At 63.2% G+C, this 25,860-nt stretch carries 33 protein-coding genes; 7 read left to right on the forward strand and 26 right to left on the reverse strand.

The genetic code is table 11. The annotated features are described in order from the left end of the window. Positions 1 to 41 precede the first annotated feature (41 nt). From rpsE to Q0X68_RS08190, 23 genes are all read right to left on the reverse strand, one after another. Complete coding sequence (rpsE, locus tag Q0X68_RS08080; RefSeq protein ID WP_297750065.1) at positions 42 to 653, reverse strand: 30S ribosomal protein S5; 612 nt, start codon at positions 651 to 653, stop codon at positions 42 to 44. A 19-nt stretch (positions 654 to 672) separates the two neighbouring features. After that, a complete protein-coding gene (gene rplR, locus Q0X68_RS08085) occupies positions 673 to 1,056 on the reverse strand; it encodes a 50S ribosomal protein L18 (protein WP_108870097.1) in 384 nt (127 codons plus the stop codon). Then, positions 1,056 to 1,598 carry a 50S ribosomal protein L6 gene (gene rplF / locus Q0X68_RS08090; RefSeq protein WP_108870099.1) on the reverse strand — a complete coding sequence of 181 codons (543 nt, stop codon included), beginning with the start codon at positions 1,596 to 1,598 and terminating at the stop codon, positions 1,056 to 1,058. The genes rplR and rplF overlap by 1 nt, the downstream gene beginning before the upstream one ends. A 17-nt stretch (positions 1,599 to 1,615) precedes the next feature. Continuing rightward, a complete protein-coding gene (rpsH, locus tag Q0X68_RS08095; RefSeq protein WP_108870101.1) occupies positions 1,616 to 2,020 on the reverse strand; it encodes a 30S ribosomal protein S8 in 405 nt (134 codons plus the stop codon). Between the two features lie 79 nt (positions 2,021 to 2,099). After that, complete coding sequence (locus Q0X68_RS08100) at positions 2,100 to 2,285, reverse strand: type Z 30S ribosomal protein S14 (RefSeq protein ID WP_028705025.1); 186 nt, start codon at positions 2,283 to 2,285, stop codon at positions 2,100 to 2,102. A 9-nt stretch (positions 2,286 to 2,294) separates the two neighbouring features. Then, positions 2,295 to 2,906: a 50S ribosomal protein L5 gene (rplE, locus tag Q0X68_RS08105; RefSeq protein ID WP_297750077.1), complete on the reverse strand. Its 612-nt coding sequence runs from the start codon at positions 2,904 to 2,906 to the stop codon at positions 2,295 to 2,297. Next, positions 2,906 to 3,274, reverse strand: a complete 369-nt coding sequence (rplX, locus tag Q0X68_RS08110; protein ID WP_297750079.1) for a 50S ribosomal protein L24 — start codon at positions 3,272 to 3,274, stop codon at positions 2,906 to 2,908. The genes rplE and rplX overlap by 1 nt, the downstream gene beginning before the upstream one ends. Position 3,275: 1 nt before the next feature. Then, entirely contained in the window at positions 3,276 to 3,644 is a 369-nt protein-coding gene (gene rplN / locus Q0X68_RS08115; RefSeq protein ID WP_108870107.1) for a 50S ribosomal protein L14, read from the reverse strand. A 217-nt stretch (positions 3,645 to 3,861) separates the two neighbouring features. Next, on the reverse strand, positions 3,862 to 4,743 hold the full coding sequence (locus tag Q0X68_RS08120; protein ID WP_297750084.1) for a carbohydrate ABC transporter permease: 882 nt from the start codon (positions 4,741 to 4,743) through the stop codon (positions 3,862 to 3,864). Further along, positions 4,740 to 6,080: an ABC transporter permease subunit gene (locus Q0X68_RS08125; protein WP_297750086.1), complete on the reverse strand. Its 1,341-nt coding sequence runs from the start codon at positions 6,078 to 6,080 to the stop codon at positions 4,740 to 4,742. The genes Q0X68_RS08120 and Q0X68_RS08125 overlap by 4 nt, the downstream gene beginning before the upstream one ends. Further along, positions 6,081 to 7,451: an ABC transporter substrate-binding protein gene (locus Q0X68_RS08130; RefSeq protein ID WP_297750088.1), complete on the reverse strand. Its 1,371-nt coding sequence runs from the start codon at positions 7,449 to 7,451 to the stop codon at positions 6,081 to 6,083. It lies immediately after the preceding gene. A 236-nt stretch (positions 7,452 to 7,687) separates the two neighbouring features. Beyond that, on the reverse strand, positions 7,688 to 7,975 hold the full coding sequence (rpsQ, locus tag Q0X68_RS08135; protein WP_108870115.1) for a 30S ribosomal protein S17: 288 nt from the start codon (positions 7,973 to 7,975) through the stop codon (positions 7,688 to 7,690). Beyond that, positions 7,975 to 8,205, reverse strand: a complete 231-nt coding sequence (gene rpmC, locus Q0X68_RS08140; protein WP_108870117.1) for a 50S ribosomal protein L29 — start codon at positions 8,203 to 8,205, stop codon at positions 7,975 to 7,977. Before rpmC ends, rpsQ begins: the two co-directional genes overlap by 1 nt. Continuing rightward, positions 8,205 to 8,624, reverse strand: coding sequence for a 50S ribosomal protein L16 (rplP, locus tag Q0X68_RS08145; protein WP_108870119.1), 420 nt, complete (start codon positions 8,622 to 8,624; stop codon positions 8,205 to 8,207). The genes rpmC and rplP overlap by 1 nt, the downstream gene beginning before the upstream one ends. Position 8,625: 1 nt before the next feature. Then, entirely contained in the window at positions 8,626 to 9,432 is an 807-nt protein-coding gene (rpsC, locus tag Q0X68_RS08150) for a 30S ribosomal protein S3 (RefSeq protein ID WP_297750092.1), read from the reverse strand. A gap of 2 nt (positions 9,433 to 9,434) precedes the next feature. Further along, positions 9,435 to 9,836, reverse strand: coding sequence for a 50S ribosomal protein L22 (rplV, locus tag Q0X68_RS08155; protein ID WP_297750096.1), 402 nt, complete (start codon positions 9,834 to 9,836; stop codon positions 9,435 to 9,437). Positions 9,837 to 9,864: 28 nt separating this feature from the next. After that, the gene (gene rpsS / locus Q0X68_RS08160) at positions 9,865 to 10,146 is read right to left on the reverse strand and encodes a 30S ribosomal protein S19 (RefSeq protein WP_108870125.1); all 282 of its coding nucleotides are present in this window, start codon (positions 10,144 to 10,146) and stop codon (positions 9,865 to 9,867) included. Positions 10,147 to 10,162: 16 nt separating this feature from the next. Next, positions 10,163 to 10,999, reverse strand: a complete 837-nt coding sequence (rplB, locus tag Q0X68_RS08165) for a 50S ribosomal protein L2 (RefSeq protein WP_108870127.1) — start codon at positions 10,997 to 10,999, stop codon at positions 10,163 to 10,165. A gap of 29 nt (positions 11,000 to 11,028) precedes the next feature. Next, a complete protein-coding gene (gene rplW, locus Q0X68_RS08170) occupies positions 11,029 to 11,334 on the reverse strand; it encodes a 50S ribosomal protein L23 (RefSeq protein ID WP_297750100.1) in 306 nt (101 codons plus the stop codon). Further along, entirely contained in the window at positions 11,331 to 12,260 is a 930-nt protein-coding gene (rplD, locus tag Q0X68_RS08175; protein WP_297750102.1) for a 50S ribosomal protein L4, read from the reverse strand. The genes rplW and rplD overlap by 4 nt, the downstream gene beginning before the upstream one ends. Continuing rightward, complete coding sequence (rplC, locus tag Q0X68_RS08180; protein WP_297750104.1) at positions 12,257 to 12,913, reverse strand: 50S ribosomal protein L3; 657 nt, start codon at positions 12,911 to 12,913, stop codon at positions 12,257 to 12,259. The genes rplD and rplC overlap by 4 nt, the downstream gene beginning before the upstream one ends. A 10-nt stretch (positions 12,914 to 12,923) precedes the next feature. After that, a complete protein-coding gene (gene rpsJ / locus Q0X68_RS08185; RefSeq protein WP_108870135.1) occupies positions 12,924 to 13,235 on the reverse strand; it encodes a 30S ribosomal protein S10 in 312 nt (103 codons plus the stop codon). Between the two features lie 286 nt (positions 13,236 to 13,521). Next, entirely contained in the window at positions 13,522 to 14,295 is a 774-nt protein-coding gene (locus Q0X68_RS08190; RefSeq protein WP_297750110.1) for a hypothetical protein, read from the reverse strand. A gap of 130 nt (positions 14,296 to 14,425) precedes the next feature. Here Q0X68_RS08190 and Q0X68_RS08195 point away from each other — a divergent pair, with 130 nt between their 5' ends. The 6 genes from Q0X68_RS08195 to Q0X68_RS08220 all read left to right on the forward strand — a co-directional run bounded on the left by Q0X68_RS08195 (position 14,426) and on the right by Q0X68_RS08220 (position 21,471). Continuing rightward, complete coding sequence (locus Q0X68_RS08195) at positions 14,426 to 15,202, forward strand: siderophore-interacting protein (RefSeq protein ID WP_297750112.1); 777 nt, start codon at positions 14,426 to 14,428, stop codon at positions 15,200 to 15,202. A gap of 148 nt (positions 15,203 to 15,350) precedes the next feature. Continuing rightward, positions 15,351 to 16,904, forward strand: a complete 1,554-nt coding sequence (locus Q0X68_RS08200; RefSeq protein ID WP_297750168.1) for a sugar ABC transporter ATP-binding protein — start codon at positions 15,351 to 15,353, stop codon at positions 16,902 to 16,904. A 21-nt stretch (positions 16,905 to 16,925) separates the two neighbouring features. Continuing rightward, entirely contained in the window at positions 16,926 to 18,200 is a 1,275-nt protein-coding gene (locus Q0X68_RS08205) for a sugar ABC transporter permease (RefSeq protein WP_297750115.1), read from the forward strand. A gap of 36 nt (positions 18,201 to 18,236) precedes the next feature. Continuing rightward, the gene (locus tag Q0X68_RS08210; protein WP_297750118.1) at positions 18,237 to 19,376 is read left to right on the forward strand and encodes a sugar-binding protein; all 1,140 of its coding nucleotides are present in this window, start codon (positions 18,237 to 18,239) and stop codon (positions 19,374 to 19,376) included. A gap of 86 nt (positions 19,377 to 19,462) precedes the next feature. Next, positions 19,463 to 20,437 (forward strand): hypothetical protein, encoded by a 975-nt coding sequence (locus Q0X68_RS08215; protein WP_297750122.1) that lies wholly within the window; start codon positions 19,463 to 19,465, stop codon positions 20,435 to 20,437. After that, complete coding sequence (locus Q0X68_RS08220; RefSeq protein ID WP_297750125.1) at positions 20,437 to 21,471, forward strand: hypothetical protein; 1,035 nt, start codon at positions 20,437 to 20,439, stop codon at positions 21,469 to 21,471. Before Q0X68_RS08215 ends, Q0X68_RS08220 begins: the two co-directional genes overlap by 1 nt. Positions 21,472 to 21,507: 36 nt before the next feature. On the opposite strand, the gene Q0X68_RS08225 is transcribed toward Q0X68_RS08220, so the two are convergent. The 3 genes from Q0X68_RS08225 to Q0X68_RS08235 all read right to left on the reverse strand — a co-directional run bounded on the left by Q0X68_RS08225 (position 21,508) and on the right by Q0X68_RS08235 (position 25,289). Further along, a complete protein-coding gene (locus Q0X68_RS08225; protein WP_297750128.1) occupies positions 21,508 to 22,416 on the reverse strand; it encodes a type IV toxin-antitoxin system AbiEi family antitoxin domain-containing protein in 909 nt (302 codons plus the stop codon). A 116-nt stretch (positions 22,417 to 22,532) separates the two neighbouring features. Continuing rightward, positions 22,533 to 23,984, reverse strand: a complete 1,452-nt coding sequence (gene gltX, locus Q0X68_RS08230; protein ID WP_297750131.1) for a glutamate--tRNA ligase — start codon at positions 23,982 to 23,984, stop codon at positions 22,533 to 22,535. 39 nt (positions 23,985 to 24,023) lie between these two features. Continuing rightward, positions 24,024 to 25,289, reverse strand: a complete 1,266-nt coding sequence (locus Q0X68_RS08235; protein WP_297750134.1) for a glutaminase — start codon at positions 25,287 to 25,289, stop codon at positions 24,024 to 24,026. 55 nt (positions 25,290 to 25,344) lie between these two features. Here Q0X68_RS08235 and Q0X68_RS08240 point away from each other — a divergent pair, with 55 nt between their 5' ends. Then, a complete protein-coding gene (locus tag Q0X68_RS08240) occupies positions 25,345 to 25,854 on the forward strand; it encodes a DUF4112 domain-containing protein (RefSeq protein WP_297750137.1) in 510 nt (169 codons plus the stop codon). Positions 25,855 to 25,860 lie beyond the last annotated feature (6 nt).

A 25,860-nucleotide genomic window follows, 5' to 3' on the forward strand; every position in this document is an offset into this window, starting at 1 on the left:
TTGGCGCCGGACTTCAACTGGGTGATCTTCAGCTGTGCCATTTAGCTCGCCACCTCTTCCTTACTGGCGCGAAGCATCGCTGCAGGAGCGACATCTTCGACGGGCAGCCCGCGCCGGCGAGCCACCTGCTCCGGCTGTTCGAGCTGCTTGAGCGCGTCAACCGTGGCGTGCACCACGTTGATGGCGTTCGGTGAGCCGAGCGACTTGGACAGCACATCGTGAATGCCTGCGCACTCGAGCACGGCACGCACCGAGCCACCGGCAATCACACCAGTACCAGGCGTTGCGGGACGCAGCATGACGATGCCGGCGGCCTTCTCACCCTGCACAGCGTGCGGGATGGAACGCTGGATCATCGGCACGTGGAAGAAGTGCTTCTTGGCCTCTTCCACGCCCTTGGCGATCGCGGCCGGCACCTCCTTCGCCTTGCCGTAGCCCACGCCGACGGTGCCCTCGCCGTCGCCCACTACGACCAGCGCAGTGAAGCTGAAGCGGCGACCACCCTGCACCACCTTGGCGACGCGGTTGATCGCAACCACGCGCTCGAGGTACTGCTTCTTGTCATCACGAGCATTGTTGTCACGGCCACGACGATCGTCACGGCCACGACGCTCACCACCTGCGCGGTTGCCGCGCTGCTGGGTTTCACTCATCGTTTCCTCTTTCGTCGGGTCAGAAGTCGAGGCCACCCTCGCGGGCGGCATCGGCCAGGGCCGCGAGGCGGCCGGTGTACTTGTTACCAGCGCGGTCGAACACGACCGCAGCAATGCCCGCGTCCTTCGCACGCGAGGCGAGCAGCGTGCCCAGCTTCGCAGCCTTCTCGGACTTGGTGCCGGCCTCGTTGCGCAGGTCGGCTTCCATCGTCGACGCGGACACGAGCGTGCGGCCCTGGACGTCGTCGATGACCTGTGCGTACAGGTGGCGGGGCGACCGGGTAACCACGAGACGCGGACGCTCGGCGGTGCCGGTGATCTTCTTGCGAGCGCGAAGCTGGCGACGGGAACGCGACGCGGTCTTCGGAGCCAGCTTCTTGCCCGTGCGGAGCGAGATAGCCATTACTTACCAGCCTTTCCAGCCTTGCGACGGACGTGCTCACCCGCGTAGCGCACACCCTTGCCCTTGTACGGCTCAGGCTTGCGCAGCTTGCGGATGTTCGCGGCCGTTTCGCCGACGAGCTGCTTGTCGATGCCCTGCACAGAGAACTTCGTCTGGTTCTCGACGTTGAAGGTGATGCCTTCCGGGGCGTCGATGATGACGGGGTGCGAGAAGCCGAGCGCGAACTCGAGCTGCTTCGGCCCCTTGGAGATCACACGGTAACCAACGCCGACGATCTCGAGCTTCTTCTCGTAGCCCTCGGTGACGCCGGTGATCATGTTGGCGATCAGCGTGCGGGTGAGCCCGTGCAGCGAGCGGTTTTCGCGCTCGTCGTTGGGGCGTGCCACCTGGATTGCGCCGTCGTCGTTCTTGCTAACGGTGATGGGCTCCTTGACGGTGAACTGCAGCTCACCCTTCGGGCCCTTCACACCGACGTGCTGTCCATCGAGCGTGACCGTAACGCCGTTCGGCACGGTGACGGGGTACTTACCAATACGAGACATGGTTCATCTACCTCCTGTCACCACACGTAGGCGAGCACTTCGCCGCCCACGGATTGAGCCTTGGCCTGCTTGTCGGTCAGCAGCCCCTGCGAGGTGGAAATGATGGCGATACCGAGGCCGCCAAGCACCCGAGGAAGCTGGTTCGCCTTCGCGTAGACGCGAAGCCCCGGCTTGCTGATACGACGCAGCCCAGCGATGGAACGCTCACGGGAGTCGCCATACTTCAGGGTCACCTTCAACACCTTGCCGACCTGGCCTTCAACCTCGGTCTGCTCGAAATCGGAGATGTAGCCCTCTGCCTTCAGGATCTCGGCGATCCCGACCTTGATCTTGGACGACGGCATCGACGTCGAATCCAAGTACGCCTGATTGGCGTTGCGCAGACGCGTCAACATGTCTGCGATGGGGTCAGTCATTGTCATGACCTGTACCTCTTTCTCGCGCCGGTTTCCTTAAACTTCAGGACCTGTCGCGTTCATGATGTTGGTTAGACGGTGGGACTCACCAGGACGACTTGGTGACGCCCGGCAGTTCGCCTGCGTGCGCGAGCTCTCGCAAGCACACGCGGCACAGGCCAAACTTGCGGTAGACCGACTTGGGTCGTCCGCACTTCTGGCAGCGGGTGTAGGCGCGCACGCCGAACTTCGGCTTGCGGGCCTGCTTGACTTTGAGTGCAGTCTTAGCCATGCCTCAGCCTCACTTCTTCTTCTTGGCGTAGTAAGCCGGGCCACGCTTGGCCTTGGGCTTCTTCGGATCGTCCTTGGCCTTGAACGGGAATCCAAGGTGCTTCAGCAGCGCGCGACCTTCGACGTCGTTCGTCGCGGTGGTGACGAACGTGATGTCCATGCCGCGTACGCGGTCAATCTTGTCCGGATCGATTTCAAGGAACATGACCTGCTCGTTGAGACCGAAGGTGTAGTTACCCTGACCATCAAACTGGCGGCCGTTGAGTCCGCGGAAGTCGCGGATTCGGGGCAGCGCCAGGGTGAGCAGACGGTCAGCGAACTCCCACATGCGATCGCCACGCAGCGTGACGTGGCAGCCGATGGGCTGACCCTCACGCAGCTTGAACTGGGCGATGGACTTGCGAGCCTTCGTCACCGCAGGCTTCTGACCGGTGATAGCGGTGAGGTCGCGGATCGCGCCGTCGATGATCTTCGAGTCGCGAGCAGCCTCACCGACGCCCATGTTGACGACAACCTTCGTCAGGCCGGGGACCTGCATGGGGTTCTCGTACTTGAACTCTTCCTGCAGCGCCGGAACGATCGTCTCGCGGTACTGCTTCTTCAGGCGGGGCATCTCAGTCATCAGATCTCCTCCCCAGTAGCGCGGGCGATGCGGACGGAACGTTCTGACTTGTACTCCGAGCCGTCGGGGCGAGTCTTAGTGACTTCGACGCGCTTGTAGCCGACGCGGGTGACCACGTCCTTGCCGTCCTTCTTCACCACGAGCTGCACGTTCGACACGTGGATAGGCGCTTCAGCGGTGATGATGCCGCCTTCAATCTTGCGCCCGGTGCCGGTCTGCTGCTCACGACGGTGCTGCTTGACAACGTTCACACCCTGCACGGTGACCTTCTGGTCGTCCGGGTACACAGCGATGATCTCGCCGGTGACACCCTTATCCTTACCTGCGATGACCCGTACCTGGTCACCCTTCTTCACGTGGAGCGCCATGTCAGATCACCTCCGGAGCGAGGGACACGATGCGCATGAACTTCTTGTCGCGCAGTTCGCGGGCCACGGGACCGAAGATACGGGTACCGCGGGGCTCGCCGTCGTTCCTGAGTAGGACGGCGGCGTTCTCGTCGAACTTGATGTAGGAACCGTCGGGACGACGGCTTTCCTTACGCTGGCGGACGATAACGGCCTTGACGACCTCGCCCTTCTTGACGGTGCCGCCAGGGATAGCGTCCTTGACGGTGGCGACGATGGTGTCGCCCAGATATGCGTAGCGGCGTCCAGAGCCACCGAGCACACGGATGCAGAGGAGCTCCTTTGCACCGGTGTTGTCGGCGACCTTCAGCCGCGACTCTTGCTGAATCATTACTTCTCCTTGTCCCACCGGTTCCAGGAACTGGCCTTGTGAAACTAGAAACGGCCCCCCTGGATTTTGCCAGGAGGTAACCCCCGCCTCGAGAGAGTGGGAGCCATGTTGCGGCCCGGGAAAGGTCCCCTCGAAAGGGCACAGACCCAAAGCAACTTGCTCATGTTAACGCAGCCAGGCGCGAGCGCCTAATCGCTGGCGGGCCGGGCTGCCGGGCTCAGCGCTGCGAACCCGCCAGCAGTGCCTGCACGAAGTAGCGCTGGAACGCGAAGAACACGATCAGCGGCACGATCATCGACAGGAACGCGCCTGCGGAGAGCACGTCGATGTTGGATCCGAACTGGCGTAACTGCTGCTGAATGGCGACGGTCAACGGCGCGGAGTCACCCGAGGTGAAGATCAGCGCGACGAGCATGTCATTCCAGGTCCAGAGGAACTGGAAGATCGCGAGTGACGCGATCGCCGGCAACCCCAGTGGCAGCACAATGCGGATGAACACCATCCAGTCGCTGGCGCCGTCCACACGCGCGGCCTCGAGGAGCTCCGTCGGGAACTGCGTGAAGAAGTTACGCAACAAGAAGATGGCGAACGGCAGGCCAAACGCGATGTGGAACAGGATCACGCCCAGCACGTCGCCGAAAATCCCCAGTGCGCCGAACAGCCCGGCGAGCGGAATCAGCGCCACCTGAATCGGCACGGCAAGCAAGATCACCACGACGATGAACAGCGCGTCGCGACCAGGAAAGTTGAGGAACGCGAACGCGTAGGCCGCGAGCGCACCGATGACAACCACGAAGAACGTGGACGGCACCGCGATGACGACGGTATTCCAGAACGACCCGGTGATCGTGGGGTTCTGCAGCAGGTTCGCGTAGTTATCGAGCGTGAGTTGCGCAGGCTTCGTGAAGACGGTCCACCATCCGGAGGCGGCGTTGTCGCCGGCGCTTCGAAGCGAGGTCAGCAACAGCCCCAGTGCGGGCACCATCCAGAAGATGGCCACGATTGCCAAGACGACGTTGACCACGGCCTTGCCAACGCTGGCTGCGAAGCGCAGCGTGCGCTTGTCGCGCTTGCGCGACAAGGTTCCTGGAGAAGTCATGAGCGCTCCTCCTTAAAACGCCGAACGTTGATGATCATGCTGGGCAACACGAGGATGAGCAGCAAGACGGCGAGCGCCGAACCCAAACCGAAGTGCTGTCCGCCGCCGAAGGACTGCGTCCACATCTCCACAGCAATCACGTTGGCTGCCGGTTTCGACGTGCCCGGCGGAATGACGTACACAAGGTCGAAGATCTTCAGCACGTTGATGATGAGTGTGACGAACACCACGACGAGCACCGGCGCGAGCAACGGCGCAGTGATTCTGGTGAAGACCTTCCACTCGTTCGCACCGTCCATCCGCGCGGCCTCTTGGAGCGAACGGTCCATCGCGGAGAGCCCGGACGCGATCATCACCATGGCGAACCCAGCCCAAATCCAAATGTAGGACAGCATCACGACGGCATTGATAAAGGTGGAACCCAACCAACTCACACCCTGAGCGCCTTGCGAAAAGTTCGACGCAGGAAGCGCCACCTTGTACTGGCTACCCGCTTCCAAGCCGTCGATCACGAACGTGCCGTCGGGATTCGTCTTGGCGTGGCCGGCCACCTTACCTTGGGCATCGACGGCGTCCACCCTGATGCCGGGCAGCCCGCGCTTGCCCTCGTCAATCTGGCCCTGTTCTCCCCCGCCGCCGCGGATCACGTCGAGCCATACCGTGCCTGCGATCTGTGTGTCACTAGGTGCCGGGCTTTCGACGGCCTGCACCGCCTCTTCGGGAAGGTTGTCTTGTTTGATGGCGATCAGGGGGAAATGCTGCACCTCACCGGCGCGCACCTGGTTATCAGAGGCGATGATCCCCGCTTCCGCTGCGATCCCTACGTCCTTGCGTGGCTTCGCGCCTGGATAGTGCGCAGCGTCGTTGAACCATCCGTCGACGGCCACCACCGCCGCGTTCACTGTGCCCAGCTTCGGGTCTTCTTGGAACATCGAGCGGAAGATCACGCCGGCGGCCAGCATCGAGATAGCCATGGGCATGAACACGATGAGCTTGAAGGCCGTCTTCCACCGGATCTTGTCCAGCAGCACCGCGAAAATCAGGCCAAGGATGGTGCATGCTGCGGGTGCGACGAGTACCCACAAGATGTTGTTGCGGATGGCCATGAAGGTGGTCTCGTTGGTGAACATCGTGACGTAGTTGTCCCAACCAACGAATTCGTCACCCGACTTGCTGTAGAACGAGCGCACCACCGTGAAGATCACGGGGTACACCACGAGTGCCCCCAGCATCACCATTGCCGGGAGCAGGAACGATGCGACGGTGAGCCACCGCCTCAGGGACCATCGTTGCCGTGAGGCGGTGCGCCCACCTGCCGTTCGGGGTGAATCTGTCATTTACTTGTATGCGGACACCGCTGCGGCTTCGAGCCGCTGCATGGCGCCTGCAACGTCGGACGGGTTCTCGTAGAACGTGATGAGTTCCTGCCAGAAGCCCTGACCCTCTGTACCGCCAAATGCCGACGGGGTGAGGTCGGACATGTCGAAGCGGAAGTCTTCCGCGTTCACCAGCGCCTCGGCGATCTGCTTCGAGGTCTCATCGGGGTACAGCGACGTGTCGACGGCCTTGTTCGGCGACGTGAGACCGCCGTTCGGGATCCACTCAGCCGCGGACTCCGGCGATGCGAGGAACTTCATGAACGCGTTGGCTGCTTCATCTTCAGTGAACTGCACCGCGACGTCACCGGCTCCCATGACGGCCGGGGAGGAGCCCTTCACCGACGGGAAGTCGAAGAACTTGGCAGTCTCGCCGACGGTGGAGTTGCCGTCCGCGGCAATGTTGCCCGCGACGAAGTCGCCCTCGTAGACGGTGCCTGCCTTCGGATCAGCGCCGAACGTCTCGGTCACGCTGGTTGGGAAGTCGCGCTGGCCACCGCCGGGCTGCACCACGTCGGAGCCCCACAGCTTGCCGAGAATCTCGAGGGTCTCCTTCACCGAATCATCGGTCCAGGGGATCTCGTGGTTGGTGAGCTGATCGTACTTCTCAGGGCCCGCTACACGCAGGTAGACGTTCTCGAACCAGTCGGTGAGCGGCCAGCCCTTATCAGCGCCCACGGAGATGCCTGCGTAGCCCGCGTCGCGGATGAGGCCCAGCTGCTCCACGAAGGCGTCCCAGTCTTCTGCGGCCTTCTCCGGATCAGCGCCAGCCTCATCCCAGATGGTGGTGTTGTACCACATCGTCGACTTGTTGGCGGCCTTGAACCAGACGCCGTAGTTCTTGTCTTCGACGCTACCGAGGTCGATCCACGATTCCGAGTAGTTCTTCTTAACGAGGGCTTGCACATCATCAGCCAACGGCTTGATGTTGCCGTCCTTGGCGAGGCTCTGCAGCAGCGCAGGCTGGGCGATGACCGCAACATCGGGCGGGTTTCCACCCTCCAGGCGGGTCTGAATGAAGGTAGGACCGTTATCGCCGAACGACTCGTACTTCACCTCGGCGCCGGTGAGCTCCTGGAATTTCGCCAGGACCTTCTCGAAGTTCTTCTGCTCGTCACCCGACCATGCAGCGACGACGTTCAGGGTCTTGCCCTTCAGATCGGGGTAGTCCGACGCTGGTGCTTCGCTCTCCTGCGAGGACGAGGCGTCGTCGGAGCTCTCAGGCGCTGCTGAAGAACCCCCTCCGGAGCCACCCGACGAGCACGCCCCAACGAGTGCGAGACTTGCGGCTGCCAGGCTTGCGAGCACTGCTTTGAATCTGTTGGTCTTCATTGATCTCCTCCACTTGGCGCGACGCGAGGACCAACACCACAGTTGATTCCTCAATCGGTCTACGCACGGTGAAGTATAATCACATCGCCCTTATCGCCATAATTCATCAATAATTCTGCGCCATACCCCGATTGATACATCTGCACAGCACCATCGTTTGAAGGCGCGGGAACGCGACGGTGGCCCGCCCCTAGGAGAGGGACGAGCCACCGTCGACAGTTGTGTTGAGTCGCAGACTACTTTGCTCGCTCCACGATCTCGGTCAAACGCCAACGCTTCTTGGCGGACAGCGGGCGGGTCTCCATGACGCGCACGCGGTCACCGATGCCAGCGGTGTTCTCCTCGTCGTGCGCCTGGAGGCGCTCCGACTTGGTGATGACCTTGCCGTACAGCGGGTGCTTCACGCGGTCTTCCACCATGACGACGATCGTCTTGTCCATCTTGTCGCTCACGACGACGCCGGTGAGGACCTTGCGACGGCCACGCTCCTCGGTCTGCTCGACCTGGGTGTTCTGTTCAGTCATCACTTCTCCTCAGAGGGCTCTTCGACGATGCCCAGGTTGCGTTCCTGGAGCACGGTGTAGACACGGGCGATGTCCTTGCGGACTTCGCGCAGACGCCCATGAGATTCGAGCTGGCCGGTGGCGGCCTGGAAGCGCAGCCCAAACAGCTCCTGCTTCAGCTCGACGACCTTCTCGTTGAGAGCGTCACGGCTCATGCCGCGCAGTTCGGCGGCCTTCAGTGCGTTGCTCATCAGAACTCACCTGCTTCGCGCTTGATGAAACGTGCCTTGAAAGGAAGCTTGTGGATGGCGAGGCGCATTGCCTCACGCGCCACGGCTTCGTCGACACCCGAGAGCTCGAACACGACGCGTCCGGGCTGGATGTTCGCAACCCACCACTCGGGAGAACCCTTACCGGAACCCATGCGGGTTTCAGCCGGCTTCTTGGTGAGCGGGCGGTCCGGGTACACGTTGATCCAGACCTTACCGCCACGCTTGATGTGACGGGTCATTGCAATACGTGCAGCCTCGATCTGACGGTTGGTCAGGTACGACGGTTCGAGCGCCTGGATACCGTAGTCACCGAAGGCCAGCTTGGTGCCGCCCTTGGCGACGCCGCTGCGCTTAGGGTGATGCTGCTTGCGGAATTTCACTCGACGTGGAATCAGCATGTCAGGCTCCTGCGTTCTCGTTCACGGCAGCCTCGGCCTGAGGCGCCGCGGCCTGTGCGCGACGACGTCCGCCGCGCTCGGGACGATCCCCACGATCGCCGCGGCCCGGGCGACGGCCTGGACGCTGGCGGCCACCGGGGGCCTGGTTACGGGCGGCCTTCTGGGCTGCGCGTTCGGCGCGCGTGCCAGTGACGTCGCCCTTGTAGATCCACACCTTGACGCCGATGCGACCGAAGGTGGTACGGGCCTCGAAGAATCCGTAGTCGATGTCCGCGCGCAGCGTGTGCAGCGGAACTCGACCCTCGCGGTATCCCTCCGAGCGAGACATTTCCGCGCCGCCGAGACGTCCGGAGCACTTGATGCGGATGCCCTTGGCCCCAGCACGCATGGCCGACTGCTGCGCCTTGCGCATGGCGCGTCGGAACGCGACACGTGCGCTGAGCTGCTCAGCAATGCCCTGGGCGACGAGCTGGGCGTCGGTCTCGGTGTTCTTCACCTCGAGGATGTTGAGCTGCACCTGCTTGCCGGTGAGCTTCTCGAGCTCGCCGCGCACGCGCTCTGCCTCCGCGCCGTTACGCCCGATGACGATGCCCGGGCGGGCGGCGTGCAGGAAGATGGTGACACGCTCGGAGCGGCGCTCAATCTCGATCGACGAGATGCCAGCGCGCTCCAGGTTTTCCTTGAGCCATTCGCGAATCTTAACGTCTTCGCCGACGAGTGTGGCGTAGTCCTTATCAGCGAACCAGCGGGTGGTGTGATCGGACGTCACGCCGAGCCGGAAGCCGTTTGGATTAATCTTTTGTCCCACGATCAATCCTCCTTCGACTCGCGGGGTTCGACAACGACGGTGATGTGGCTCCCTCGCTTGAGGATCCGGCTTGCCGAACCCTTAGCGCGGGGGCGAATCCGACGAAGGGTGACACCTTCGTCGACGAACGCCTTGGAAATGTAGAGATCATCAGCGCGCAGGGCCTCAGCGGACTCGGCGTTGGCGACGGCAGAAGCCACCACCTTGTACACCGGGTCAGAGGCTGCCTGCGGCGCGAACTTCAGCGCGGTCAGGGCGTCGTTGACGTCCATGCCGCGCACCAGGTCGACGACGCGTCGGACCTTGCGGGGGCTCATCCGGACGTGGCGCGCAATGGCGTACGAGCCAGGACGATCCCCGAGCAGGACCTCGCGGCGACGGCTCAAGCCGTTTTCGTTGCTCATAAATCAGTTCCCTATTTCTCGAATTGCCTTAGCGCCGGCGCGCCTTCTTGTCGTCCTTCACGTGCCCCTTGAAGGTGCGCGTGGGGGCGAACTCGCCGAGCTTGTGACCGATCATCGACTCGGTGACGAACACCGGGACGTGCTTGCGGCCGTCGTGGACAGCGATGGTATGACCCAGCATGTCCGGCACGATCATGGAGCGCCGGGACCAGGTACGAATGACGTTTTTTGTGCCCTTTTCGTTCTGAGCGTCCACCTTCTTCATCAGGTGGTCGTCAACGAAGGGGCCCTTCTTCAAACTGCGTGGCATTGTTCAGGCTCCCTTATCAGCGCTTCTTGCCGGTCTTGCGACGGCGGACGATCATGCGGTTGCTCGCCTTCTTCTTGCTGCGAGTGCGGCCTTCCTTCTGGCCCCAAGGCGAGACAGGATGGCGACCACCCGACGTGCGACCCTCGCCACCACCGTGAGGGTGGTCGACCGGGTTCATCACGACACCGCGGACAGTCGGGCGGATGCCCTTCCAGCGGTTACGCCCGGCCTTACCCCAGTGGATATTGGCCTGCTCAGCGTTGCCGACGGCACCGATGGTGGCGCGGCAACGAACGTCGACCATGCGCATTTCACCCGACGGCATACGCAGCGTGGCGTGCTTGCCTTCACGAGCGACGAGCTGAATGGACGCGCCGGCCGAGCGACCGAGCTTCGCGCCGCCGCCGGGGCGAAGCTCCACAGCATGCACAACGGTGCCGACGGGGATCTGGCGCAGCTCGAGGTTGTTGCCCGGCTTGATGTCAGAACCCTGTCCGGCAACCACCTGCGCGCCCTGCTGGAGACCGTTCGGGGCGATGATGTAGCGCTTTTCACCGTCGGCGTAGTGCAGGAGGGCAATACGCGCGGTACGGTTCGGGTCGTATTCGATGTGTGCCACCTTGGCGGGCACGCCATCCTTGTCGTAACGTTTGAAGTCGATCAGGCGGTACGCCTGCTTGTGACCTCCGCCGATGTGACGCGTCGTGATGCGCCCGGAGTTGTTGCGACCGCCCGTCTTCGTCTTAGCAACGAGCAGCGACTTCTCCGGCGTCGAGCGAGTGATCTCGGCGAAGTCCGAGACGCTCGAACCGCGACGGCCCGGCGTAGTCGGCTTGTATTTGCGGATACCCATGAAAGTTCAGTTCCTTCCTCGCCGCTCGATCACTCGGTCGGGCCGAAGATGTCGATGCGGTCGCCCTCAGCCAAGGTGACGATCGCACGCTTGGTGTCGACGGTCTTGCCCATGCCGTAGCGGGTACGACGGGTCTTGCCCTGGCGGTTGGCGGTGTTCACGCTGAGGACCTTGACGCCGAAGATCTCCTCGATGGCGATCTTGATCTCGGTCTTGTTGGCGTCGGGAGCTACGACGAACGTGTACTTGTTCTCGTCGAGCAGGTTGTAGCTCTTCTCGCTCACGACGGGGCGCAGGATGATGTCTCGGTGGTTGCGGATCTTCAGACCGGTCACTTCTTCTCCTCCTCGGAGTTGTTCGAGACGGCATTCACGAAGCCCGCAGCCTCGGCGGCCTCGACGCTGTTGAACCAGACCTCAGCCTTGGTGCGTCCGTACCACGGGGACTCGGGGGTGTGGAACTTGCCGGAGTCGGCATTGCCCTTGATGTCGTAGCCTGCCGGAGGGTTATCGCCCTTGTAGGAGCCATCGGCGGAGGCGTCGTCGTCGCCCTGCTCGGTCTGAGCCGGAGCGGAAGTTTCGATGTCAGCGGCCTCGGCCGACGTGGCTGCCGCCTTCACCGACTTGCCCTTGCTAGGACCGGCGACAAACGCGGCGAGCGCAGCCTCAGAGAACACGACCTTGTCGTTGACCAGCACGTCGTAGGCGTTCAGCTGATCGACGAGGATGGCGTGCACCTGTACCGCGTTGCGGACGGACAGCCAAGCGACTTCCTCAAAGCGATCGAGCACGACGAGCACCTTGTCGATCTCGCCGAACTGCGCGAGCGTGGCCAGCGCGGCCTTCGTCGACGGCTTCTCGCCAGCGACGAGCTCCTTCACGACGAACACCTGCTGTTCGCGAGCGCGATCAGACAGAGCGCCGCGGAGCGCAGCTGCAACCATCTTCTTAGGCGTGCGCTGGGCGTAGTCGCGGGGCTGCGGGCCGTGCACGACGCCACCGCCCGTCCACTGTGGTGCGCGGATGGAGCCCTGACGAGCACGACCGGTGCCCTTCTGACGCCATGGCTTCTTGCCGCCGCCGCGAACCTCGCCGCGGCCCTTCACCTTGTGCGTACCCTGGCGCGCGGCAGCCAGCTGGGCTACCACGACCTGGTGGATCAAGGGGATGTTGGTCTGAACATCGAACAGTTCAGCGGGCAGCTCGACCGAGCCGGCCTTCTTGCCCTTGACATCAATCACGTCAACATTGTTGGTGCTCATGCTGCGTCACCCTTCCGGGCTGCGCTGCGCACGACGACGAGCGAGCCCTTGTTGCCGGGGATCGCGCCGCGCACGAGCAGCAGACCGCGCTCGGCGTCCACGGCGTGGATCTTAAGATTCTGGACAGTCACCTTGTCGTTGCCCATGCGGCCAGCCATGCGCAGGCCCTTGAACACGCGACCAGGGGTGGAGCAACCGCCAATGGAACCAGGAGAGCGGTGCTTGCGGTGCACACCGTGCGAGGCGCGCAGACCGGCGAAGCCGTGGCGCTTCATCACACCAGCAGTGCCCTTACCCTTCGTGGTGCCAGTCACGTCGACGATGTCGCCGTCGGCGAAGACATCGGCGGTGAGTTCCTGACCGAGGGTGAATTCAGACGCGTTGGCAGTGCGGAGCTCGACGAGGTGCTTGCGCGGGGTCACGTCGGCTTTCGTGAAGTGGCCGGCTGCCGGCTTGGTCACCTTCTTGGCTTTCAATGCGCCATACCCGAGCTGCACGGCGGAGTACCCGTCGGTCTCCGGGGTGCGGACCTGCGTCACGACGCACGGGCCGGCTTGGATCACGGTTACCGGAACGACCTTGTTGTCGTCGTCCCACATCTGGGTCATGCCGAGCTTGGTGCCCAGAATGCCCTTCACAATTCGTTCACTCATGCTTGACACCTCACGGAAGCTTGATCTCGATGTCGACGCCCGCAGGAAGATCAAGGCGCATGAGCGAGTCGACCGTCTTCGGAGTGGGGTCGAGGATGTCGATGAGGCGCTTGTGCGTGCGCATCTCAAAGTGCTCGCGGCTGTCCTTGTCCTTGTGGGGCGAACGAATAACACAGAACACGTTCTTCTCGGTGGGCAGCGGCACGGGGCCAGCCACCTGGGCACCGGTGCGAGTCACAGTATCGACGATCTTACGCGCCGAGCTGTCGATGACCTCGTGGTCATACGCCCGCAGCCGGATGCGGATCTTTTGTCCCGCCACAGTTGTTCCTTCTTCTCGTCCCTATTGAACTGGAGTTCGCTGGGGTAAAACCCCTTGTCGCCCCCACCCCCGCGGACGGGAGTGTCGCACTCACACCCGGATGAAAACCGCCTTCCGAACTCAGAAGGCCTTCCAAACACTGGGTGTTTGCCCGACCATGCCAGCGGAAAAATAGCCCACAAAATGGTCACCGCTCAGCGGAGCAACCTGACTATCTTGGCACGAACGCCCCACACACACCAAATCGGCCCCGTCGAGGCGCGCATCTCCTCGACGGGGCCGCTTGTCACTTTTGCTTTGAGAGTTCCGTGGCGGCCTGCTCCACGTCGGCCTTCGACGCCGCGCCGCTTCCGGACCCGGCATCAAATGCTACGACGGAGAACCCCTTCTTGTCCTCGTACATCACGGCGCAGGCAGTACCCTTGACGCCCTCATGCTCACCGCTGTAGCAGACGACGCCTTTGGCGGGCTTGGTCTCCTCGAACTTCGCCTCGTCGAAGTTTTCGTCCTGAATGACGTCAGGCTCGCCGTCGTCGTCGAGTTTGAAGTCGAATTCGTCAACCAGCACCTGCTTGTCGTCTTTCTCGTACACGTTGCCAATCGAGATTCCGAGACCCTCGCCATCATCGGTCTTTGACCAGCCACCGAACTCGCTGGGTAGCGAAGGGCGCTCCTTGCCGGCGTACTTGCCGCCACCCAGCACCAACACGAGCGTGATAATGATGGCGATGAGCAGCACGGCACCGACGCCTATGCCAATCCACAAACCAGTCTTAGACTTCTGCGGTGCGGGCTTTCCCCACTGCTGACTGTTCCACTGTTGCGGCTGCTGGCCCCACTGCTGCGGTCCCCCTTGAGGCGCCTGTGGTCCGCCCCACTGTTGCGGCGACGGCTGACCACCGGGCTGGCCTCCCCATTGCTGCCCCGAGGCTGGCGCAGTCGGCTGCCCACCCCACTGCGGCGCTGACGGCTGACCCGTCGGTTGACCGCCCCATTGCTGGGGCTGCTGGGGATAGTTGTTCCCACCTTGATTCCACGGCTGCTGAGGTGGATAGCTCATTACGGTTCCCTTCGTCGAAGTATTACGAGAGTATCCACCGCGTGGGTTCGCGCACCATCCCTCCATGGACACAATTCAGAAACAAAACCCTTGCTTATTATGTAAGCTAGTCGTCACCATGGAGAAACCTATGCCTGCCGCAACCAACCCTGCGCGCCCTCAACCTGCGATCGCCCGGCTCACCGTCGCACGAAAAGAACAGCTCTGCGACTCAATGATTCGCATCGTCTTTTCCGTCGATCAGTTCAACTACACCGGCTTCACCGATTCATATCTCAAATTCTTGTTCGACGAGCACGGCCCCCTACAGCACGTTCCTGAGCAGCGCCCCACACTGCGCACTTACACCGTACGGCGCTACGACGCAGACGCACGTGAGGTAACCGTCGATTTCCTCGTGCACGGCTCCGAGGGTTTGGCAGGCCCGTGGGCGACGCGCTGCGTGCCAGGTGAGCAGGTGCTCGCGCGAGGGCCGGGCGGGAAATGGTCACCAGCCACCGATGCCGATTTCCACCTCTTCGTCGGTGATGAATCAGCCATGCCAGCGATCGCCGCCGGCCTCGAGCGGCTTGACGAACGCGCGCGCGGCTTGGTCATTATCGAGACTGGGCACGGCACCCACCAGTTGGACGCACCCGACGGCGTGGAAGTGCGGTGGGCACCTCGCGATGGCGACCCATACGACGAGCAGCGGCTAGCGCAGCTCGTCGCCGCACTCCCCTGGGACGCCTTCGGTGACATCAGCGTCTTCGCTCACGGAGAGCGCGGCGCGATGAAGGCGCTCCGCGCGGTGTTCAAGGAACGCAATGTGCCTGCCGACCGGTTGAGCATCTCGGGGTATTGGGCATTCGGCCGCGTCGAGGATGAGTTCCAGGCAGAGAAGAAGACTGCCATCGGCAAGATCTAGCGCTGCTTCCAGCTGCCCTCCGTCGCATCCGCATCACAGCAAGAGTTCATAACAATCTGCCGATGCGTTCCACTTTGGTCCACGCGTCCGCTAGCGTATGTCGCGGCCAATTCAACGACGCATTTTATTTGAGGTCACCGTGGACACCATGCAACGAGGCAAAGCCATCCTCGAGATGCAGCGCATCACCAAGACATTCCCAGGTGTAAAAGCACTTGACGAGGTGAGCTTCGAAGTGCAGGAAGGCACCATCCACTCGCTCTGCGGCGAAAACGGTGCTGGAAAGTCCACGTTGATGAAGGTGCTCTCCGGCGTGTGGCCGTACGGTTCCTACGAAGGCAGCATCATCTTCGACGGCGAAGAGTGCCAGTTCGCTACCATCCGCGATTCCGAGGCTAAGGGCATCGTCATCATTCACCAGGAGCTCGCGCTCATCCCCGAGCTCTCCATCGCGGAGAACATCTTTCTGGGCAACGAGCGTCGTCGGGGGCTCAGCATCGACTGGACGCAGACCCGTCGAGAGGCGAAGCGACTCATGGAAGAGGTGGGGCTCGACGACAACCCCGACACCCCGGTGAAAGAGATCGGCGTCGGCAAACAGCAGCTCGTCGAGATCGCGAAAGCGCTCTCCAAAGACGTGCGCCTGCTCATCCTGGACGAGCCGACTTCGGCGCTCAACGAAGAGGAATCGGCGCACCTGCTGAACCTCATGCGCGCCCAGCGCGAGCGCGGCATTTCGCAGATCATGATCTCGCACAAGCTCAATGAGATCGCGGAGATTTCCGACGACATCACCGTCATCCGCGACGGCAAAGCCGTCGAAACCATGCACATCACCGACCACCAGGTGGACGAAGACCACGTGATCCGCCTCATGGTGGGCCGCCCCCTCGACAACCGCTTCCCCGACCGCGAACCCCACATCGGCAAACCCCTCTTCGAGCTGCGCGACTGGACGGTGCGCCACCCGACCATCCAAGACCGACTCATCTGCAAAGGCTCGAACATCGAGGTCCGCGCCGGCGAAGTGGTGGGGCTCGCAGGCCTCATGGGCGCCGGCCGCACCGAGCTTGCGCGCTCCGTGTTTGGGCATTCGTACGGGGTATTCCAGCATGGCACGGTGCTGATGCACGGCAAGGAAGTCGACACCAGCTCCGTTCCCGCTGCGATCAACGCCGGCATCGCGTACCTGCCCGAGGACCGCAAGACGCAGGGGCTGAACCTACTCGACGACATCAAAGGCCAGGTCGTGTCATCCAAGCTGAAGAAGGCCTGCCAAGGTGGCATCAGCATCGACTGGCACCACGTGCGCACCACAGCGCGCCAATACCGCGAAGAGATGCGCATCAAGGCCCCCACCGTCGACACCCCCGTTGCGACGCTGTCGGGCGGAAACATGCAAAAGGTAGTGCTGGCGAAGTGGATCTACAGCGACCCAGAGCTGCTGATCCTCGACGAGCCCACGCGCGGCATCGACGTCGGGGCCAAATTCGAGATCTACCAGCTCATCAACAAGCTTGCGGCGGACGGCAAAGCCGTCATCGTCATCTCCTCCGAGCTGCCCGAGCTGCTCGGCATCACTGATCGCATCTACACCATTTTTGAAGGCGCCGTCACCGGTTGCCTCGACACCCAAGACGCCGATCAGGAATCCCTGATGCGCCTCATCAACCCCACCTCGGCACGCCCCGCCACAGTCTGATTTTGGAGGCATTGCACAACTATGTTGGAGAAGCTCAAGCAACTCATCGGCGGTAACTTCCGCCAGCTCGCCATGGTGGTGGTGTTGCTCCTGGAAATTGTGCTGTTCCAAGTGCTCACCGGCGGCACCGTCTTGTCTGCACAGAACCTGCAGAACGTGATCTCGGGCAACGCCTACGTGCTCATCTTGGCGATGGGCATGGTGCTGGTCATCATCGCCGGGCACATCGATCTCTCCGTCGGATCCGTCGCCGCCGTCGTCGGCATCGTGCTCGCTGTGCTGACCACGTCGATAGGGCTGCCATGGTGGGTCGGCATCCTGGGCGGGCTCGGCGTCGGCGTGCTCATCGGCTTGTGGCACGGCTTCTGGGTGGCGATCGTCGGGGTGCCCGCGTTCGTCGTGACCCTGGCGGGCATGCTCATGTTCCGAGGCCTCAACCAGTACATCGGCAATTCCAACTCGATTCCCGTACCTCAAGAAGTGCGCAAGCTGGGCGCCGGCTACCTAAATTTTTTGCCTCCCATCGAGACGGGCAACTGGATTATTAACTCCCCGACGGTCATCCTCGCCGTGGGCGCGGCACTGCTGTTCACCGCTTTGAAGATGCGCAGCCGTGCGAAGCTGGTGCGCGCTGGTGCCGAGGTGCCGCCCGCCTGGGCGCACTGGACGCAGATCGTCTTCGCGTGCGCGGTGCTCCTGGGCCTTGGTTGGGTATTCGCGACGGGGCGCCCCGGCACATCGTTCCCCATCCCTGGCGTGCTGGTGATCGTGCTCTTCCTCTTCTACAACTTCCTGGCGCGCAACACACCGCTCGGCCGGAGCGTGTACGCCGTCGGCGGTAACCGCACGGCTGCCGCACTCACCGGTATCTCGGTGCGCAAGGTGAATTTCTTCGTCATGTTCAACTCCTCGGTGCTCGCCGCGATCGCCGGCATGGTGTTCGTCGGCCGTTCCACCGCGTCGACCCCCTTCGACGGCAACATGTGGGAGCTGGATGCAATCGCGTCGGTCTTCATTGGCGGAGCGTCCGTGTGGGGCGGCATCGGCACCGTCGGAGGCACGATGGTCGGCGCCCTGGTCATGGCGTTCCTCAACAACGGCCTGCAGCTCATGGGTGCCGGCGCGGACTGGACCCAGATGATCAAGGGCCTCGTGCTGCTACTCGCTGTTGCCTTCGACGTCATTTCGAAGCTACAAGGCAAACCATCCATCATCGGGCATCTCCTCAAGAAGAGACCCGCTACCCAGGGCGAGGCAACCGCCGAGCCCGTCGCCGAGAAGCCCGACGTGGCTTAGGCACATCTACCCGGATCCAACAGAAAGGTACACAACATGCGGATCCTCAAGTCCATCGCAGCCATCAGCGCGGCTGGCGCCATGGCACTCTCCCTGGCCGCTTGCGGAGGCGGCAATGCCGGCAACGCAGGCAATGGCGGCAACGGTTCCGACCAGGGCGGGGGCGGCAACGCTGAGAACGTGAAGGTCGGTATCGCGCTGCCGCAGAAGACCTCGGAGAACTGGGTGGAGGCCGAGGGCTTCTTCCAGGAAACCTGCAAGGAGAAGAAGCTCGACTGCACGCTGCAGTTCGCCAACGGAGGCGTCGCTGAACAGCAGAACCAGGTAGACGCCATGATCACCTCCGGCGTGAAGGTGCTCATCATTGGCGCTCTCGACGGCACCTCGCTCGGCACTCAGCTCCAGAAGGCCAAGGACGACGGCATCGCGGTGATCGCCTACGACCGCCTCCTCATGGACACCGAGAACGTCGACAACTACGTCGCCTACGACAGCTACCAAGTGGGCGTGAAGCAGGGCGAGGCCCTGCTCGAAGGCCTCAAGAAGCAGAAGGGCGACGGCCCCTACACCATCGAGCTCGTCGCTGGTTCCAACGACGACTCCAATACGTCGCGATTCTTCGAAGGCGGTATGTCCGTGCTGCAGCCGAAGATCGACGACGGCACCATCACCGTCGGCTCGGGGCAGACGAAGCAGTCGCAGGCCGCCACCCAGGGCTGGGACCCGAAGAACGCGCAGTCGCGTATGGATGCGATCCTGTCGCAGAACTACCCCGGCGATAAGGTGCCCGACGGTATCCTCTCCCCCAATGACACGCTCGCTCGCGCGGTGCTGACCTCCGTGCAGCAGGCCGGTAAGGAGCAGCCTGTGGTGACGGGCCAAGACTCCGAGATTGAGTCGCTGAAGTGGATCATGGAGGGCAAGCAGTACTCCACCATCTCGAAGCCCACACTGCCGCTGGTGCAGACCTCGGTTGATCTCGCCATCAAGCTGGCCTCCGGCGAGAAGGATCTCAAGGAGCTGAACGGCATTCAGGTGAGCACCGACCAGTCCAACAACAACACGAAGGACGTGCCGTCCTTCCTGCTGGAGCCGATCGTCGCCACCAAGGAGAATGCGAAAGAGGTGTACAAGGACGAGCCGAAGAAGCTTGAAGCCGTGAACTCGGTGGGCTAATTCGTCGCTTCCTGCACATCGGTGGGGCTGGGGCCTGCGGGCCTCGGCCCCACTTGTTTGCGCGTCGCGTTCGTTACAGTGTGGGAATGCACTTGGAGGAGATACCCCTCACCACGCCGTTGGAGCGAGCACCTCGTCGGCTCCTGGTAGAAACCGATCAGGGACGTGTCTTTTTCGAGTACCGAACCGGTAACGATCGAAACCTCTTCATCGCATACCTCCCGAGCGGCCGGAAACGCGATGCGTGGGGTTTTCCGCGCACGCAGACGGTGCGTCAGGCGGTGGCGGCAGCGGCGGGGTTGCGGCCCTTGCGTGCCTTTGCAGTGGAGCAAGGGATCATCGTCGCCAAGACCAATCACGCACGCCAGGTGCTGAACCTCATCCCCTTCATCATCGGTGGGGCGCTGGCGATCGTCGGCATTGCGTGGGAGTCCCTCGGTTTTCTGCGGTTTCTCATCATGGGTATCGGCGTTGCCGCGGTGGTGATTGGCTACGACGCGGCGAAGAAGGGAAACTATTCGCGCTCCTGGGTGGTTCGCCAGGGGAAGAACGACGAGATCACCACCGCCGAGCAGTTCGAACTGCCCGCGCTACCGCAGGCGGTGGACGTCGACGATGTGAAGGCCGAATACGGCAGGCTACTCAGCGACGTGGTGTACCGCATCGAATGCCCCGCGCTGTTTGATCCGCACGAGCCCACGTCGAAGGCCTTCACGCTGGCGCTCCTCCAGTGGGACAACAATGACGGCATGCTGAGCGACGAGGAGCGTCGCGCACTCGCTATTCAGGTGCGCTCCACATTCGACGCAGCCCGTGCCAACGCTGAGCGCATCGGGATGGAGCACATTCCCGATGCGTCTCGGGAGAGGGCTGGCACCGCGCTCAAGGCGGCACGGCTGGCTGCGGACCAATCGGCCACCGACGCGGAACGTGCCGCTGCGCTGGACCGCGCCGTCGCCATCCTCGACGAATTGGCGCTCTACTACCTTCCCTCTGGCGCGCAGGCTCGCAAGGCCATCACCGGACGCGCTCCGCTCCAGCTGCCTGGAAGGAGGGCGTGATGGTCGACACCTGGCAGCTCATCCCGGTGCATGCAACGTGGGGAGAGTTCGAGCCCGGCTTCTGCCTGCTCTACACCAACGTCGACGCCATCGTCGTGGATGCTCAAAGAGACTATGACGTAGGCCGTTGGACTGACAACGACGTCAAGCTGGTGATGCAACGCACCAACGGCGCGCGCTTTACGGAGGATGTGAAGCCCAGCGAAACCATCGGCAAGACCGGTACGGAGCTGCTCTTAGACGATGGGACAGACGACGATGCTGTCCGGGCGTTGGCTATCCCGACGGTGATCTGGAGTGAAGACAAGCTCTTTTCGACACGCAACCTCGTCGTGTTGTTGGCCACCACGCTCACCATCACACTCGCAATGGCCATCGTTCCTAAATCCATGTTCTACTTCGTTTTCCTGGCCGGCGGCGGGGTGGGTGAGTCGATTCGTCGGTTCTGGAAATCGCGCAACCACGCGCAGATCATGGCACCAGACAAGCTGGGCATCACGATGGAGACCATCCACCCCTACGCGATCACCCTCGAGCAGGGCAAGCTGTGGGTGCCGCCGTCGGCGAATGCAGACCGTCGTCAGCTGGTGTTCCAACGCGTCAATGCCATCCGCACGCACTACTTGGAACTGCGCGAAGACATCGCCTACCGGATCGAGTGCTCGGCACTGTTCGACCAGGCCGTGCCCGCGACGGCGGAATTCGAGGCTGCGCTCGTGGCGTTCGACGACGCCACCGACGCCACAGATACTGACCAGCTCGACGCGCTCGCTTCGGATGTGGAGGTGAGCTTCAACGTCGCCCAGGCGAACGCTGAGCGGCTCGGTTTTGAGCATCTGCCTGAGCAGGCTCGCTCGGATGCCCGACGGGCAGGCAAGGCCGCGCGCCTCGCGGCCGGGGCCACGACGGAGGGCGAGCGTCAGGCGTCGCTCACCCAGGTCAAGCGCATTCTTGACTCGCTGGCGCTCTACTACCTGCCCACACTCGACGAACGCCTCGCCATCGAAGCCGGGCCGAGCGGCGGTCAACCGTGATGGTGTGAGATCTATTGCGGGTTTCCGCAACAAATCTCACACGTTGAGGCATCTGCAGTACACCCGCGCCCTCTTGCCACCCCACCCGCCCAGTTGCAATCCGCGGGCTACTTGCTGCGCGCTCGTGCACGCGTCGACGACGACCTGCTGCCACCCGAAGCGCACGGTGCGCTCGTCGCGGTCGAGCATGTGTTCGTTGTCGCGGTGGTAGTCGTGGGCTTTGTCACGGTGGTAGCGGCCACCGTCGAGTTCGACGATGAGCGCGTAGTCGTCGTACACGTTGTCGACGCGTCCCCCACTGCGACGCTGCCGCCTCGCCGGGGCCGGGAGCCCATGCCGGCGCAACACGTTGCGCTGGAACAGATACTCCAGCACGCTCTCGATGCCGGCTCCCGCGCTGGAGCACAGCTCGACGATGAGCGCACGGTGGCGCTGCCGGGCGCGTTGACGCAAGCGATTGAGGAGGCGCTGCCGGGTGGTGAACCCGTCGGCTAATGCACGCGTGAGCAGGGCAATGGCGGGGACTTCCGGGCGAATGTCGGCGGTGTCGAGCATGGTGTCCTCGACGGTGGTGATGGCCGGGGTACCCCGCGAGGCCCGGGTGCCCCGTCGGAAGCGAATCCGGTAGGGCCCGAGCTGGAACTCCCGCCTCGCATGGGCCACCCAAATCACGATCTCCTTGGGCTCATCCTCGATGATGCCGCGCACGAACGCTGCGGCTTCCATGCCCGCTACCGCGCCATCGCCTCCGACGAGCAACCCCGCCCACAGCGCGCTCGTCCAGGTGAGCGGCGCCGTCAGGTATACGCCTGGTGCGCAGCGCTGCCACCGACGCGTGAGACGCATGATCTGCCCGCGCGAGTACCCCATGCCGGTGAGCTGGCGGCTGCTGATCACGCCCGCTTGTTGGCGGAGGATTCGCTCGAGTTCTTGCGCTGCTCCCATTCCACGATCCTGGCGCACGCAGGAGGCCATGCGAAAGGGGATGTGGATAACTCACAATGTGTGAGATCTATTGCGGGTTTCCGCAACAGATCTCACACTATGAGGGCTGTGAGGCGCTACAGCTCGGCGCGGAGGGCGCGCAGGCGGCGGACAGATTCGTCGCGGCCGAGGATCTCCATCGACTCGAACAGCGGCGGCGACACCTTCTTGCCAGAGATCGCCACCCGCAGCGGGCCGAACGCGAACTTCGGCTTGATGCCCATGCCATCGCACAGACGTTCGCGCAGCGCAGCCTGGATCGCGGCGGCTTCCATGGGCACCGATTCCATCACCGCGAGCGCCTGGTCGAGCACCTCGGCCGCGTCCTCCTTCAGCGTGGCGCGGGCGTCGTCGGCAATCTGGACATCGTTCGAGAACAAGTAGTCGAGCTGCGGCAGCGCACCGGAGAGCGTCACCAAACGCTCCTGAATGATGGGCACGGCCTGGCGCAGCACGTCAAGGCTCATGTGCTCCTCCCACTGCCCGTATTCCTTCGCCCATGCGACGATGCGCTGGGTGAGTTCGTCGGCGCTCAGCGAGCGGATGTAGTGGCCGTTCAACCAATCGAGTTTCTGGAGGTCGAAGATGGGCCCGACGGTGTGCACCTTGCTCCAGGAGAACTCGGCCACGAACTCGTCGAAGGTCTTCACCTCGGATTCCTCGTCGCCGGCATAGCCGAGCAACTGCAGGAAGTTACGTACCGCCTCCGGCAGGTAGCCCTGTTCCTTGAACCACATGAGCCGCGCGGCAGGGTTCTTGCGCTTCGAGATCTTCGACTTGTCGGTGTTGCGCAGCAGCGGCATGTGCGCGAACTGCGGCACTTCCCAGCCTAGCCACTGGTAGAGCAGCACATGCTTTGGCGTCGACGAAATCCACTCCTCGCCGCGCACGACGGTGTTGATGCCCATCAGGTGATCGTCCACGACGACGGCCATGTGGTAGGTGGGGAACCCGTCGGTTTTCAAGATCACCTGGTCGTCGGGGCGGGGCGCCTTCACTTCGCCGCGGATGAGGTCGTCGAAGGTGAGGGGGACGTCGTCGGGGATGAGCATGCGTACCACCGGCGTCTCAGAAAAGCCGGGCAGGGCGGCGCGTTCTTCCTTCGATTTGCCGTGGCAGAGCCTGTCGTAGCCGGTGACCGACTGCTTGCTCTTGGCCTGCTCGTCGCGCATCTCCTTCAGCCGCTCGGGCGAGCACCAGCAGTAGTAGGCGTGGCCGTCGGCGATGAGCTGCTCGACGTAGGGCCGGTAGGTCTCCAGCCGCTCGGACTGCCGATACGGGGCGAACTCTCCGCCGACGTGCGGGCCCTCGTCAGGCTGCAACCCAAGCCACTCCAGCGAATCGTAGATCTGCTGCTCGCTGCCTTCGGCGAGGCGGGCCTGGTCGGTGTCTTCGATGCGGAGCACGAACTGGCCCCCGGTCTTCCTGGCCCACGCGAGGTCGAACAGCGCCATGAAGGCGGTGCCGACGTGGGGGTCTCCGGTGGGCGATGGGGCGACGCGGGTGCGGGCAGGCGTGATCTCAGACATAGTGCAGCCAGCCTATCGCCTGCTGCGCAATGAGCGCGCTTAGCGCTCCTCGTCGATCTTCTTGACGACGTCCATCTCGACGCCGGTGCCTTCCGGGTCACGCAACCTCGAGGCTGGGTCGACGAGCACCAGCCGCCGCTCCCCCGCTCCGCCGAGCTGTTCCATCGCGTCGAGCAGCATGCGTCGACCGATCGGGTTGATGTGCGTAACGTCGCTGAGATCCACGACGACGGTGTCCTCGTCCGGGATATCGGCCAGCTCGCGCAGGAGGCGCTCCACCGAGCCGAAGTACAGCGCGCCGCGCAGTCGCAGGTGGCGGGCCAAACCGTCGCGCAACTCCACTTCGCGGCTCGACTCCAGCAGGCGCACCCTCGCCTCCTGCACCTCCATGAGATGCAGGTTGAGGTCGCGCGAGAGATGCCCGAACACGCGTACGCCCCGCACGCTGTGCCCGTGGCTGTCCACCTTCGGGGAGAACGCAGCCAGGCCCGCCTGGCCAGGCAGCGCGCCGAGGATGCCGCCTGACACCCCGGATTTCGCGGGGATGCCCACGGTGGTCATCCAGTCGCCAGCAGCGTCGTACATGCCGCACGTCATCATCACCGACAGCACGTACCGGCACACCCATGCCGGCACCACCTGCTCACCCGTGACAGGGTTACGCCCACCCATCGCTAGGGTGACGGCCATCGTCGCGAGGTCTTTCGTCGTCACTTTGGTGGCGCACTGCCGCGTATACTCGCCGACGATGTCGCGCGGATCCTGCTCGATCACCCCGACGTTGCGCAACATGTTGGCGATCGCGCGGTTGCGAAACGACGTCGCAAACTCCGACGTGTATACGTCCTCGTCGACGCTCAGTTGCCGCCCAGCAAAGCGCGACAGGCCGTCGACGATCATGTCCGTGCGTTCGCGTAGCGGCGCCTGTGGACCGCCGATCAGGGCATGCACCGCCATGGCACCCGCGTTAATCATGGGATTCTGGGGCCGGCCATCGTCGCTCAAGGAGAGATCGTTGAATGCGTCCCCCGACGGCTCCACACCCACCTTCTGCAAGGTGGCTTCGAGTCCTCGTTCGTGGAGCGCGAGGGCGTACACAAAGGGTTTCGACATCGACTGAATGGTGAACTCGAGGTCGGCATCTCCCGCACCGTACACCGTGCCATCACCCATGCAGACGGCGACCGCAAGGGGATTCGGGTCAACCTTGCCCAGCTCGGGGATGTAATCGGCCAGGGCCCCCTCGTCGTTCGCCTCGCAAGCGCGCAACACTTCCTGAAGATAATGAGGTACCTGGCTACGCATGCGAACAGAGTAGCCGCGGTGGCTGCGTCGACGCACTTCCGGCACGCTTAGATGCATGGACGACGCCACACGCGCAGCACGCGACGAGATTCGGCGAGAGCCGCCAGCGACGCCGGCGAAGGCGACGCGCTTTCTCACCCATCTCCTCGACGACGTGGCCACGATTCCGGGCACCAACATTCGGGTTGGGCTCGACCCGGTGCTGAGCCTCATTCCCGGTGTGGGCAGCAGCGTGGGCGCCGTGCTGGCGACGTCGGTCATCATCGACGCGATCCGGCTGCGCGCACCTCTGCCGGTGCTGGCCCGGATGGGCGCGAATTACCTCATTGACTGGCTGATCGGGCTCATTCCCATCGTCGGGGCGCTGGGCGACGTCGCGTACCGCTCCAACCGCCGCAACCTTCGGCTTCTGAACCGCACCATCGCCAACCGGGAGCAGGTGCGTAAGGCGAGCGTGAAGTACTGGATCGCCGCGGCTGCCATCCTCGTCGGCGTACTTGTTGTGACTCTCGTGTTGGGAATTTGGCTGCTGGTGTGGCTGTGGCGGGCCCTCGCTGCGGCGTAGCACTGG

The organism is uncultured Tessaracoccus sp. (genome assembly GCF_947286155.1).
GTDB lineage: Bacteria > Actinomycetota > Actinomycetes > Propionibacteriales > Propionibacteriaceae > Arachnia.